Source organism: Paenibacillus sp. QJM3NY_38, assembly GCF_056173265.1.
The window spans coordinates 1,000,879-1,014,433 of sequence record NZ_CM149665.1; the positions used below are offsets into that span (position 1 = coordinate 1,000,879).

At 51.8% G+C, this 13,555-nt stretch carries 11 protein-coding genes; 7 read left to right on the forward strand and 4 right to left on the reverse strand.

The features are described 5' to 3' along the window. Positions 1-302 precede the first annotated feature (302 nt). From AC0VZ8_RS04455 to AC0VZ8_RS04465, 3 genes are all read right to left on the reverse strand, one after another. Complete coding sequence (locus AC0VZ8_RS04455; RefSeq protein ID WP_071220858.1) at positions 303-1,175, reverse strand: aminoglycoside 6-adenylyltransferase; 873 nt, start codon at positions 1,173-1,175, stop codon at positions 303-305. A gap of 172 nt (positions 1,176-1,347) precedes the next feature. Further along, positions 1,348-2,664, reverse strand: coding sequence for a glutamate-1-semialdehyde 2,1-aminomutase (locus AC0VZ8_RS04460; protein WP_475486145.1), 1,317 nt, complete (start codon positions 2,662-2,664; stop codon positions 1,348-1,350). 79 nt (positions 2,665-2,743) lie between these two features. Beyond that, positions 2,744-3,832 carry an LCP family protein gene (locus AC0VZ8_RS04465; RefSeq protein ID WP_194540927.1) on the reverse strand — a complete coding sequence of 363 codons (1,089 nt, stop codon included), beginning with the start codon at positions 3,830-3,832 and terminating at the stop codon, positions 2,744-2,746. Between the two features lie 129 nt (positions 3,833-3,961). On the opposite strand from AC0VZ8_RS04465, the gene bcp reads away from it, so the two are divergent. Further along, complete coding sequence (gene bcp / locus AC0VZ8_RS04470; protein WP_475486146.1) at positions 3,962-4,444, forward strand: thioredoxin-dependent thiol peroxidase; 483 nt, start codon at positions 3,962-3,964, stop codon at positions 4,442-4,444. 351 nt (positions 4,445-4,795) lie between these two features. Here the strand turns inward: bcp and AC0VZ8_RS04475 are convergent, their stop codons facing one another. Next, the gene (locus tag AC0VZ8_RS04475) at positions 4,796-5,092 is read right to left on the reverse strand and encodes a hypothetical protein (protein ID WP_475486147.1); all 297 of its coding nucleotides are present in this window, start codon (positions 5,090-5,092) and stop codon (positions 4,796-4,798) included. 104 nt (positions 5,093-5,196) lie between these two features. On the opposite strand from AC0VZ8_RS04475, the gene AC0VZ8_RS04480 reads away from it, so the two are divergent. The 6 genes from AC0VZ8_RS04480 to AC0VZ8_RS04505 all read left to right on the forward strand — a co-directional run bounded on the left by AC0VZ8_RS04480 (position 5,197) and on the right by AC0VZ8_RS04505 (position 13,533). Further along, positions 5,197-6,504 carry a polysaccharide deacetylase family protein gene (locus tag AC0VZ8_RS04480; protein ID WP_475486148.1) on the forward strand — a complete coding sequence of 436 codons (1,308 nt, stop codon included), beginning with the start codon at positions 5,197-5,199 and terminating at the stop codon, positions 6,502-6,504. A 270-nt stretch (positions 6,505-6,774) separates the two neighbouring features. Further along, on the forward strand, positions 6,775-7,245 hold the full coding sequence (locus tag AC0VZ8_RS04485; protein ID WP_475486149.1) for a DUF1641 domain-containing protein: 471 nt from the start codon (positions 6,775-6,777) through the stop codon (positions 7,243-7,245). 31 nt (positions 7,246-7,276) lie between these two features. Further along, the gene (locus AC0VZ8_RS04490; RefSeq protein ID WP_071220853.1) at positions 7,277-8,452 is read left to right on the forward strand and encodes an NAD(P)/FAD-dependent oxidoreductase; all 1,176 of its coding nucleotides are present in this window, start codon (positions 7,277-7,279) and stop codon (positions 8,450-8,452) included. Positions 8,453-8,763: 311 nt separating this feature from the next. Then, positions 8,764-10,542 carry a histidine kinase gene (locus AC0VZ8_RS04495; protein WP_475486150.1) on the forward strand — a complete coding sequence of 593 codons (1,779 nt, stop codon included), beginning with the start codon at positions 8,764-8,766 and terminating at the stop codon, positions 10,540-10,542. Then, positions 10,517-12,070 carry a response regulator gene (locus AC0VZ8_RS04500; protein WP_475486151.1) on the forward strand — a complete coding sequence of 518 codons (1,554 nt, stop codon included), beginning with the start codon at positions 10,517-10,519 and terminating at the stop codon, positions 12,068-12,070. The genes AC0VZ8_RS04495 and AC0VZ8_RS04500 overlap by 26 nt, the downstream gene beginning before the upstream one ends. Positions 12,071-12,210: 140 nt before the next feature. Continuing rightward, a complete protein-coding gene (locus tag AC0VZ8_RS04505) occupies positions 12,211-13,533 on the forward strand; it encodes an ABC transporter substrate-binding protein (RefSeq protein ID WP_071220850.1) in 1,323 nt (440 codons plus the stop codon). Positions 13,534-13,555: the final 22 nt, after the last annotated feature.

A 13,555-nucleotide genomic window follows, 5' to 3' on the forward strand; every position in this document is an offset into this window, starting at 1 on the left:
CACCCCTTTACAATTTGTATTACGTTTGGGCAAAGCACAAATGTGACAAATGGATTCAATAAATTTTGTTTGCAGGAGAGCGCAGTCGCCAAGATCGGGTTGAAGTAAAGGAGCGGCTGTCCGCGGATGGGATTTTGGAGATGTCTGCAGCACAATAAAGAGAGACGCCGGAGCGGCGTCTCTCTTTGCTGATTCATATTCTTAGCAATCGTGGCTTCACTGGGACCAGTGGTTAATCCGCTTTGAGCCCGGCTGCTTGGGTTCGATATTTGGAATCAAGGGAACCGCAGCTTCCCGCAATCTTAATAGATCGCCTTGGCATCCGCCGGCAGCTGCCGGACATGCTGCAGGAAGGAGGTAACGCGCTGATCCTGCCCCATATCGTATTCGAAGCCCAGCTGTTCAGCGACATAAAGCGCGGTTCTGCGGAACAGCGCTCCCATCGTAAACAGCGCCTCCCACACCTCTTCGTAGGTTCCGCGAGGGTAGGTGGACATCAGCTCGTTCCAGCTGTCCGATGACAGGTAGTTTTTCAAGTACTTGCCGTTCTTGCCTATGCTGAGCGAGAAACCGGTCTGGGTACCTACCTGCCACCCCAGCATTTTCATCAGCATCGGACGCATGATGTTGTGAAAGTGGTCTTGGGCATACAGTATTTCTTCCCGCCACAAGCCCTTGGCTACATACGTGGATACCCACCAGAATTCATTGCAGCAATCCTCGAAAAAGGCTGCCGACGGGCACTTTACCCAGAAATCCGCGTCGGAGGGAGCAGGAATATTGGGAAAGGCCTGATCTTTATCCATTAAGATCTGGATCAGTTTGTCTTCCCTGCAGTATTTCTCCTTCTCCTCAATGGGAATCAGGGTCATGTCAATCCGGTTGCCGTCGGTAAATAGCATCAGGTACGAGAACCAGCCTCCAAGATCCGGAGGAAACATGGCCATGTTTTCGGGCGTCTGCAGTATAATTCGTTCGCCGAAGACGTCGATCCAGTTCGGATCCTGAATAAAGCTGTCCATGTCCGTTACGTGAAAGCTGATATCGTAATCCTGGAAAATATCCTTCGGCACGTTGGGATTCGTTCGGGAGCCCTCCAGGGTCACGGCCCGAACCCGTTCGTCGCGGGCTGCGTAGCCCAATACCAAATCCATCATTTCTTGCTCGCTTCTCATGTTATCCAGCCTCCGCATTCATATTTAGATGACTCATGATTTGAATCGGACAGGTCTGGAGGTCCACGGATCCGGACCGTTGAAGCATGGCATGGATCTGGAGCATGTTATAACTTGTTCAACCGCTTTTTCATGAGGAGTTCTCCTTTCGCGGGTTATGCATTTATCTATATTAATTCTTCATGGCCTTAAAAGATTCCTCCGCAGCCTCAAGCGTAGCCTCAATGTCGGCATCCGTATGGGCAGTGGTCATAAACCAGGCCTCGTACTTGGAAGGAGCCAGGTTTACGCCGCGGTCCAGCATATGGCGGAAGAATGCGGCGAAGGCTTCGCCGTCGGTGTCCTGCGCTTCGTCATAATTCGTGACCGGGTGATCGCAGAAGTGAGTGGAGAAGGAGCCCCGGATGCGGTTGATTGTGAGCGGAATGCCGTGGCGGTCGGCGGATGCCTGCAAGCCTTCCGTCAGCTTGTTGGTCAAGCGCTCCATTTCTTCATATACGCCTTCACCCTGCAGAACCTCCAAGCAAGCGATTCCGGCGGCGATGGAGGCTGGATTACCCGCCATGGTTCCTGCCTGATAAGCAGGACCGAGCGGTGCGACCTGTTCCATCACGTGTTTACGGCCGCCATAGGCGCCGATAGGCAGACCGCCGCCGATGATTTTGCCAAGCGCCGTAAGATCCGGCTGAATCGCCTCGTGATTGTCCAGACCCGCATAAGTTTGGGTAGATCCGTAGTGGAAGCGGAAAGCGCTGATTACTTCGTCATAGATGACCAGCGAGCCGTTGTCGTGCGTCATCTGGCATAAGCCTTCGAGAAATCCCGGCTTCGGCATCACCATGCCGAAGTTGCCAACGATCGGTTCCACCATAACGGCAGCCACATCATCGCCCCACGCGTCGAGGGCAGCCCGCAAGCCTTCCAGATCGTTGAACGGAACGGTAATGACTTCCGTTGCAATGCTGGCCGGGATCCCGGCGCTGTCCGGAATGCCGAGCGTGGAAGGACCGGAGCCTGCTGCCACGAGGACAAGATCGGAATGGCCATGGTAGCAGCCGGCGAACTTGATGATTTTGTTGCGCTTGGTGTAGGCGCGGGCGACCCGGATCGTGGTCATGACCGCCTCGGTGCCGGAATTGACGAAACGCACCTTGTCCATGGACGGGATGGCAGCCTTCAGCATTTTGGCCAAGGTGATCTCAAGCTCCGTAGGCGCCCCGTAGAGGGTGCCGTTTTGAGCTGCTGCCGTGATTGCGGCCGTAATATGCGGATGGGCATGTCCGGTTATGATCGGGCCATAGGCTGCCAAATAATCGATGTAGCGATTGCCGTCCTCGTCCCAGAAGTGAGCTCCATTCGCGCGTTTCATGAAAACGGGGGCACCGCCGCCTACGGCTTTGAACGAACGGGAGGGGCTGTTTACGCCGCCTACGATATGCTGCAGCGCTTCTTGATATAGAGTTTCTGAACGGTTTCTTGATGTTGTCATTATCATTAACTTCCTTTCTTCATGAAGCAGGACAGGCAGCTAAAATGACATAGCTCCTGTCCTGCTTGCTGTAAGTGTATTAGTTACGATCCGTTGTTGCAGATGGAACAGTAGAGCTATCCGAATGACCATTCTCAGAATCGTCATTCTCAGAACCAGTGGTTTCAGAATTGCTGTCCGTACCTTGGCTGCCTTCTGTCTCAGGATCAGGCGTAGGCGGATTTAAGATGTCCTGGATATACTGTTTCAGCGTATCCGAATTGCCGACCGTTAGAACGGCTGCCCCGCCGATATGTTCTTCCTTCAGGAGCTTCATCGGAGGCACCTGTTCGCTGCCGCTCATTTTACTCTTGTAGGCAACGTTCGCAAGCTTCCACATATCCTCAACATCGAGATTGGTATCGATATACGGGCTGACGGACTTCAGAATGTCCGGAAGCTTCATGATGGAAGTGGTGGTCTGCATTTTTTTGGCTACGGCCTTCAAGAGCTCGCGCTGACGCTCGGTGCGGGTAAAGTCGCCCATCGCATCATAGCGGAACCGGACATATTGCAGCGCCGCATTGCCATCCAGATGCTGCATGCCTTGCTTCAGTTCGATGTCGTATTCGTTTTTGTCTGCTTTACTGGAATAATTCATGTCCTTCTCAACATAGAAATCAACTCCGCCAACGGAATCAACCAGCTTCATGAAACCCTGGAAATCCGTATAGACGTAGTATTGAACCGGAATGCCCAGCAGATCGCCAACAGCCTTCATGGCCGTATTCGGGCCGTGTGTAATGGCCGTATTGATTCGGTTTCGGTCATATCCGGGTATTTCTACGTAAGTATCGCGCAAAATAGAGAATAAGTGCATTTTCTTCTTCACGGGATCAATCGAGGCAACAAGCATACTGTCGGATCGAGGAATTTCGCCTTCCTCAAAACCGCGCGCATCCACGCCCATCAGCAGAATGTTAACCGTCTCCGTTCCTTCCCACTCGGGTGGTGCCGGAACTTTGGCATCTACTTTTTCGATTTCACGAAAAGGGGAGGATTCACCTGATTTCTGAAGACTTTGCAAGCCGTCGTAGAACGATGCCGCATAATAAATGCCATAACCAATAATAGCGGCAAGGATGAGGCTGACACTCCATATAATCGTCTTCTTTGTTTTTTTGGTCATTGTGTTCTTCCTTTCGGATTACGCTGATGAATGAATTCGATAGAACATTTGAACATTCGACATTCATTCTATTATAATTTTTTTCGAAAAGACAATCAATTTTCGGGACTAAAGTCCGTATTTTAGGAGTTGAGACTTATCGCAGATCAAACGCAGTTGACAGTTGGAAGCCAGGTGCCGGATTTTTCACTTCCGGCTTCGAACGGGGAGAAGGTAGCTTTAAGCGATTTTCGTGGACGTAAAGTCGTGCTGTTCTTCTATCCGAAAAATATGACCCCAACCTGCACGGAAGAGGCTTGCAGCTTCCGGGACCATTATGGAAGCTTGGAGCAGGCAGGGGCAGTCGTGATCGGGATTAGCCCGGATCCTCTGAACTCCCATGCCAAATTCATCGATAAGCATAGCCTGCCCTACTTGCTCTTGTCTGATGAGGAGCATAAGGTAAGCGAAATGTTTGACGTGTGGCAGATGAAGAAGATGTTCGGCCGCGAGTATATGGGTATTGTACGCTCGACCTTCCTAATTGATGAGCAGGGAAAGCTGGCCGCCGAGTGGCGGAAAGTGAAAGTAAAAGGTCATGTCGAAGCGGTTCTCGCAGCCGTGCTGTCATAGCTATATGAAGAACGGTCCCTCAGCATGCCTGAACAGGCATGATAAGGGACCTTTTTTTAAATAAATAAGACCAGAGGTATAGGTCGGCGAAGGGAGAGTAGGGGGCCACCGGTTCTCGCAGCGGCTCGCCCGCGTTTGGCTGTTTTACCGAAAACGAGCTGTTTCGGGCCGGCAGACATAGGATCCTCTGTATGCTGTAAAAACGAGCTGTTTTTGAGCCCATTTGGACACTCGATCCGCTATTTACCGATAACCGATCCATTTGGTAGGCCATCCGGACAGAGGATCCGTTAATGCACCCAAAATCACGAATTTAGCCCGCAATATCTTGCAATAGTGGATCTCATGTCCTCATACCTCCATTAAAGGGCAGAAAACAAAGGAATAGCGGAACCACAGTCCTCGAATATCATCAAATACCGCTAATCCAGGAGAATCGAGCTGTTTGGGAGTACCATGCCCTGTTGCCGTCATTCGCCTGGTCCCCGTCGATTCCAGGGCCCAGTCACAAGGGCTTTTAGCGCGTTCACGGCATTGCCCCAAGAAGGTTCCGTTGCTCTCAAGGAGGGCGGATACGACATTGCCGGAAGAAACGGAGAAGACTCGCACGAACGTACCATTTTCTTGTTTGCCCGGATGTTCTATCATCCCTTCCGGTTGTAAAATATCAAATCCTAGTCTTTTTTTGAAACGTCCTCCATATAATCTATCAGGAAGCCGAACTCATAGAAACGATGGAGGTAGAGTTGATAATGAAAAATATGGTGCGGGTAACATCAATTGCGGTATTTTTCGGCGTGTTGGCATTGCTGATCATGATCGGTATGGGGCTTGAGGTCCAGCGGCCGATAGACATATATGTGGAACAGGCTCCTCTGGCATCGGCGCCAATGACAGTAACTCGGCAGGATGTACAGGTTAAGCCCGAAGAGGCCAGCCTGCCAATCGTCACGACTGCATTCAAGAATACACCGGCCGTGAACGCCGCACCTGTTCAATATAAGAAACAAAGTGACAAAACGGTATACCTGACATTTGACGACGGGCCATCGGATCTGACGCTGGATGTTCTGGATATTTTGAAGCGCGAAGGAATTAAAGGCACATTTTTTGTACTGGGCAAGGAGGCGGAGACCCGTCCCGAAATTATCAACCGCATCTATGAGGAAGGCCATGTGATTGGGAATCATACATATGATCATCGTTATGACGAGCTCTACGGGCATTTTCAGGATTTCTGGGGGCAGATTAAGAAAACGGAGGAAATCATTCGTTTAATTACGGGTGAACGGCCGCAGCTGGTCAGAGCTCCCGGGGGGACGGCCGGACATTTTGATGAAGCCTATTTTCAATACATGAAGCAGGGGGGATATCATGTATTCGATTGGAACGTCGACAGCGGCGATTCCAAGTATCGAGGCGTTCCGGTTAAAGACATCGTCAAAGGGGCAACCACGAAAGTGAATGGCAATGAGGCGATCGTGCTTCTTCATGACGGTAAAGGGCATGCTGAGAGCGTCAAGGCCCTGCCGGAGATTATTTCCTATTATAAAAAGCAAGGTTATGCCTTTGACGTATTGTCTCCGGAGATCCAGCCTGTTCAATTTCGTGCCCAGCCGAGTGCTCGTAAGGCTTCGCAGCCTTCAAAGCAGTGGATTCGCGAACATGTCACAGCCAATGCCGCGCTATTTGAGACCGGGAGAACGCTTGCTGTGGAATTTGGAGGAATGGAGACTGCATTCGCGGCAGGTGAATACAAAATGGTGGACGGCCGGTTGATGGTACCGCTGCGTTCCCTGGTGGAGCGGCTCGGCGGAAGCGTGACCTGGAAGTCTCACAACAAGACGGTGCAGGTGACGCTTGCAGGGAATCGCTGGGAAGCTGACCCGGTGGGTGGTTTGTTATTCCCTATGCAAACAGGGGGCAAACCGGTGTCTTCGGATGTTCATTTAATCGGCGGTACCGCTTGGATTCCGCTTCGGGAAGCGCTTGACTTTTCCGGCCGCCCTGTTACAAGAGTTACATATGAAGAAAGCGAGTATCGCGTTCTAACTTTGTAGTCGAAAATTGCATTTTATGTTTGTAATTATGCTTCACAAGTTATAGACTAGTACTTAGAGATATTTATCACAATCCCTAAGATTGTTTCCGAATAAAGGAGGGGGAAGTTTCCCCCTGCTTTATTTTTGGCGATAGTGAGTCACCCATAAGTTCGCACTTTTGTAAGTGATGCATAATAGATACCGGTTATCCCAAAATTAAAGCTAGCCGGTTCGATCGTCGCCAAGTTCATCTTGGGAATTCACTTAAAGAAAAGGAGGCAATTCTTTATGACAGAAACATCTTCTCCACAGCCGTCCCAAACTCCGGAAAATGTTGTAGGAAACCAAGAAGCTGCGGCGTCCAGCCGTCCTGATGTGCTGCTCGAACAACTGCTCAAGCCCGAGGTTCAGGAATCCCTCACAACTCTCGTGGACAATCTTCCAAAACTTACGGAAATGCTGACCGTCATGACTAAAGCTTATGACTTCGGTAAATCCGTAGCTACGGATCCCGTGCTTGCGGAAGACACCATGGCTTCCCTTAGCGGATTCGCGAAGCCAATCACGACAGCAGCAAAAAGCGTTGCATCTGCAGCCATCGAAGCCGGAGACCGTGTACACGCTCAAGGCGACCAAGCTCAGATCGGCGTATTTGGTCTGATGAAAATGCTGAAAGATCCTCAGGTTCAAAAGGGTCTTCGCTATGCTCAGGCTTTTTTGGACGTTCTTAACGAGCGCGACCAACAAAACAAGCGTTAATCCATAATCATACGAAGAACGGAGGATGGTCATGTCTAAACATATTTTAATTTTGGGCGGAGGCTATGGCGGCTTGCTTAGTGCGCTTTCTGCACGCGAGCATTTTGGTGCTGCTGCAAAAATCACGCTGATCAACCGTTTCCCAACCCATCAGATCATTACGGAATTGCACCGTCTGGCAGCAGGCAACATCGCAGAGAAAGCAGTAGCTTTGCCGCTCGACAAGCTTCTGCGCGGCGCGAACGTTGACCTGCGCATCGGCAACGTTAAGGAAATCAAGCCGGATGAGCGTTCGGTTTCCCTCGATGACGGCGGAAACTTCACCTATGATGCCCTGGTTATCGCACTGGGCAGCGAAACGGCATTCTTCGGCATTCCGGGACTGCAAGAGAACAGCTTCATTCTGAAGTCCGTGAACGATGCTAATCGTCTGCGTGCTCATGTGGAGTCCCGCATTGCGGAATACAGCAAAACGAAAAACAAAGCGGACGCTACCATCGTGGTTGGCGGCGGCGGCTTGACTGGAGTTGAGCTTGTTGGTGAATATGCCGATATGAGAAGCGAGCTGGCTCGCAAATACGGTATTGACCCACAAGAAATCACGCTTTATTGTGTTGAAGCAGCTCCTTCGATTCTGCCGGGCTTCCCTGCTGAATTGGTTGACCGCGCGACAACAAGCCTGCAGAAACGCGGCGTGAACTTCCTGACCGGATTGCCGATTACCAAAATGGACGGTACAACCGTTGAACTGAAAGACGGAAGCACGATCGAAACCAGCACATTGGTATGGACTGGCGGCGTACAGGGCAACTCCGTTGTGGCTAACTGCGGCATCGAAGTCAATCGCGGACGTGCGGTTGTTAACGAATTCCTGCAATCCGCATCCCACCCTGATGTATACGTTGCAGGCGACAGCGCGGTGGTTATGGGACCTGAAGGTCGTCCATACCCGCCAACGGCACAGCTCGCATGGCAAATGGGCGAGCTGATCGGCTACAACATCTTCGCTCAATTGAACGGCGGCGCACCAGCTTCGTTCACACCGGTATTCTCCGGTACGCTCGGCAGCTTGGGACGTAAAGATGCCATCGGTACCATTGGCGCTAACAAGACCCAATTGAAAGGTCTGCCTGCAACCTTGATGAAAGAAGCAAGTAACATGCGTTACCTGTCCCACATCAACGGTTTGTTTACACTGGCTTACTAAGCCTAGAAGGCGGCATTATATCCACATATAAAGAGATGGACCCGAGATTTTCGGGTCCATCTTTTTTTATTTGCGCAGCCCAAACATAAGCAGATGGACTTAGGGACATCGACTTGAAAACATAATACGATGATTACACCCGGGAGCGAGGGATACAGCAGGATCTTCATGGTGCTCCGGAGCGGGATGTTAGAGAAGGAGGTAAGGGAAAGGCAGAAGGTGAAAAGGAAGAAGAAAGAAGGTCAAACAGTTATGTAAGCGCTATCGTAAAAGGTTCGCAGTTTTCATCTTATGAAACGGAGGGAGCTTGTATGCGGGGATATCATCGTCTTCATTCCATTGTCACTCAACTGTTTTTGTTTTTTTTCATCGGCACAACACTCCCGGTTCTCATTATGGGGTTCCTGTCGTATAACAAATCGGCCTCGATCGTGGAGGAACAGGTTAGTAAAGTGGCTTCCCTCACCATCACCCAAGTCAGTGACAAGCTAAACATGTTCTTCAAGAAGCTGGACGACTCCTCGATGATGGTGCTGAACAGTAAGGTGGTTCACGGCATACTAGAGGATCAGGATATCAGTAAGTATGACCTGACGTTGAAGGTGAAGGAGGGGAAGGACCTGCTGACCTCCATCATGATTAACTCGCCGGAGATATTGGACGTGTACGTGTTTGACGTGCAGCGGAACAATTCGGTCCTCAGTGCCGATTCCTTGATGTCCATCCCGGACCAGTGGGATTCTCCATGGTATCGATCGATACTGGAGGCGAACGGACAGGCGGTATGGTTCGGCTTGTCGGATACCTCCTACCTGAAGCAAACGGGAATGGGATTTCCGGTCTTCGGACTAGGTCGGGCGATTCGGAGCTGGGATACAGGGGAGATTGTCGGGGTCATGTTTATCGAGATTATGGGGGATGTCCTGATCGATGAATTAAACCACGTCCAGTTCGGAGACACGGGGTATATGTACGTGGCCAATGACGAGAATCGTTACTTCTATCATCCGGATCCTTCGATGTACGGGAGGCAGTCCCGGATCAAGCTGCCCTCGGATTTGACGGAATATAACTTGAACAACAACAAAACGCTGATGATCCCCTCGCGCCTGAACAACGGCTGGCATGTGGTAGGCATGGTGCCGCTGAAGGAACTGACGGCCGATTCCGCCAGCATCCGGAGCTTCACGGTCTGGATTGTATTCGGATCGATTCTGGCAGCGATCGGCATGGGTTATTTCATGACGCGGAGAATCGGCAATCCGCTCGTTCACCTGAGCCGCTTGATGCGCAGAAGCGAGGCAGGCGATTTATCGGTCCGCAGCAAGAATGTAGGACCCAGCGAGATCGGTCAGTTGGGCAGAAGCTTCAACAAAATGATAGAGCAGATCGACCTCCTGATCCGGCGCATCGCCGCGGAGGAGTCCGAGAAGAAAAAAGCTGAAATCCGCGCGCTGCGGTATCAGATCAATCCCCATTTTCTCTACAATACGCTGAACTCGATCCGCTGGATGGCCAAGCTGAACCGGACGAATGACGTGGATCAATCGGTTACGGCCCTTGTTCATCTGCTGGAGGGGAGCCTGGAGCGCAATGGGGTGTTCATACGCCTTGGCGATGAACTGGAGCTGCTTCGCAAATATATGATCATTCAGAATTACCGCTATGACCACCAAATCGAGTTAAGGATCGATTGCCCTGAGGAGATGGAGGGCCTTTATGTTCCCCGGATGCTGCTGCAGCCGATCGTGGAGAATGCGATCTTTCACGGAATTGCCCCGCTTGATGAAAGGGGCGTCATTCAGATCCGGATAACATCGCAGCAGCAGGATGTCATGGTGCGGATCGAGGACAATGGAATCGGCATTAAGCCTGAACGAATAAAAGGACTGCTGTCCTATGAGCAGGATCACTCCAAGCATGGCATGACCCATATCGGCCTGCGTCATGTTCACCAAACGGTTCAGCTGTATTACGGCAGCAGATATGGGGTATGGGTGGAAAGCCCGGAAGACGGAGGAACGCGGGTCACAATCACGTTTGCGAGACAAAGGGGGGACGATTATGTACAGAGTGCTGCTCGTGGATGACGAAGCGATCGCGCGTACGGGGCTGCGCTCGACCTTCGACTGGGAGAAATACGGTTACCGGCTTGTGGGCGAGGCCTCGAATGGACAGCGGGCCATGAAGTGGATCGTAAACGGGGATTTGGACATTCTGATCACGGATATCGCGATGCCGGTCATGGACGGGTTGGAACTGACCCGTCGGACAAGGGAGCTTTGTCCTTGGGTAAAGGTACTGCTGCTCAGCTGTCATAGCGATTTCGAATACGTGCGCGAGGGCATCAGGCTTGGCGCTTCCGATTACATTCTCAAGCCGACGCTCGATGCGGACTCTCTGGCTGCCGTGCTTGATCACATGCGTCTGAAGCTGGAAGAGGAGAAGCAGATGCAGCGGATTCTGACCGAGCATGAGCAGCAGCAGCGGCTGAATAAGAAGAAGGCCGCCGAGAAAACGCTCTTTCAGGCGCTTTCCGGAGAGCCGGGCGCAATCGCCAGCCTGGAAGCACGAAATCTTAACGGCGATTATATGCTGGCCGTGCTCCAGCTTGATTCTGATCCAGGGGCTGGCACGGCCGGGGTGCAGCACAAGGATTGGCATGACGAGATCGAGCGATTGATGGAGCAGCTATATGACCAGGTGCCGGAGGCGCTGGCCGTTCGGCTGGAGACGGATCGGATCGCTGTATGCTTGCCGTTAGGGGACGAAGCAAATCGGCAGGTTTTAGAGCACGAAGCGGCTATCCGTCTGCCGATCCGATGCACCATGGGGCTCAGCAGGAGATATAACGGTATGGATAAGCTGCAGGAAGCGTTTCGAGAAGCTAGCGAGAGCCTGGAGGGCCTATTCTTCCATCGAGATCAACAGATTCTTCGGGCAGAGGAGCTCCCTCTTACCGATGCCGATTTGGCCCAGAAGACGTCTGCTTCCGAGATGCATTCCCTTAGAGCCGCCCTGGCGGTTGGAAACATGGTCAAAACTGAAGAGAGGCTGCAGTCAGTCATGCAGCGCTGGCAGCCCGGACGGATGAAAAAGCAGGAGGTCCTCCGGGAAGCAGAGGAACTTCTGAGCTTGCTCGCAATGTTTCATCTTCCCGGCGGCCCGCCGCTTCCGCAGATCGGGGAAGTGGGCAAGCTTCGTTCGGTGGAGGAAGTGAAGGAGCTGGTGCTCCAAGGCTTCCATACCTTGCGTGAGGAGGCTATGCGGCACCCTTTACCGGAATCCACGCTGCATGAGCGGATCGTGTTGCAGGCCGTTCAATATATTAAGGCGCGCTTTGCCGAGCCGATCTCCTTGCAGGAGGTGGCGGACGAAGTGGCCGTAAGCCGCAACTATTTTAGCGAAATGTTTAAGCGCGTCACCGGACACAACTTCATTGACTATGTGATTGATCTGCGGCTGAAACGGGCCAAGGAGCTGCTCTCCACCACATCGCTGCGCGTGTATGAAGTGGCGGATCGCTCGGGATTTAATGACGTGAAATACTTCAGCAAACTGTTCAAGAAGATGGTAGGCATGACGCCCGCGGAATACCAGGGACAGCATCGAAAATAATGGGAATTTCATAGGATCGGAAAAGAATCCACTTTTTCGGAACAAAATCCGTTCAAAAGCTTTTTGTCAAAATTTTATAATTAAAGCGTTTACAAGAGCTTGCCAGCGAGTCCAAATCTGGTTTGAATGGAGGAAATGAAATGACAAGGAAACAGGTGAGAGGGTCATTGCTTGCAATCATTCTTCTACTATCATCCATACTCCAAGCGTGTGGAGGCGGTGGAACATCAGAAGGTGGGGAGTCCGGAAGCGGTGAGAAGGTCAAGATCAAATGGGCGACCTGGGGAAATCCCGGCGAGCTTACCCGCTTTCAGGAGCTCACGAAGGACTTTAATAAGAAGCACTCGGACATTGAGGTCGAATTTATTCCGATTCCGGGCGAGTATGATCAGAAAATATTAACCCAATTAACAGGAGGGACCGCCCCGGATATCTTCTATGCGGGGGACGCCCTGGTCGTGAAACTGATCGAGAATCAGAGCATTGAGAATTTAACGCCGTATATGGACGCACCGGAAAGCGTGATCAAGAAGGAGGATTATTTTGAAGGCTTGTGGGGCGCAGCCGTTCGGGATGGTCAGACCTTCGGGGTGCCGGTGGACTGTAACCCGATGGTGCTGTGGTACAACAAGAAGGTGCTGAAGGAAGCAGGGATCACCGAGATGCCGGCCGATCTTCAGGCGAACGGACAGTGGACCTGGGACAAATTCAAGGAAATGTCGGACAAGATCCGGGACAGCAAAAAGTACGGCTACGTGCTGGATAACTCCTGGAACAGCTATCACAGCTGGGTTACTTCCAACGGCGGCCGAGTATACGACGACGAAGGGAACTTCGTAGCGGCTTCGGATCCGAAGGCGATGGAGGCGTTCCGCTTCCTGTACGACAACGTGAAATCCAAAAACATCACCTTCTCCGGCACGCTTCCCAAAGGGCAGGGCGGGGATGCCATGTTTATGTCCAACCAGGTTGGATTCGTTGCTGCAGGCCGCTGGTACCTGCCGCTGTTCAAGAAGAATCAAGGACTTGAATATGACGTGGTCACATGGCCAACCAATACCGGCAATAAAATCGAGCCGGCCGGTATCCCGACCGCATACATGGTGATGAACAAGGCATCGAAGAATAAGGAAGCGGCATACACCTTCTTCTCCGAGTACGTAAGCAAAGAGGGTCAACGTTTCCGCCTGCAGGGCGGCGGCAATGCTGTCCCGTCGGTACAGGGAACGGATGAAGTGGTGCTGGAAGGCAATCTGCCGGAGCATGCCCAGTTATTCCTGGACGCGCGTGAGATCGGGTATTCCCTGACTCCGTTCGAGGCCGGTATTCCCGGGCTTAGCCAGGATATTACGTCCAAGTTCGAGGCGTTGTGGCTGAAAGATCAGGATCTGGAAAGCTCGTTGAAGGATATTCAGGATATGGCCAACAAGAAAATTCAGGATTACAAGAGCGGCAAGAATTGATCCAGCTCTGGGGAGGAACGGT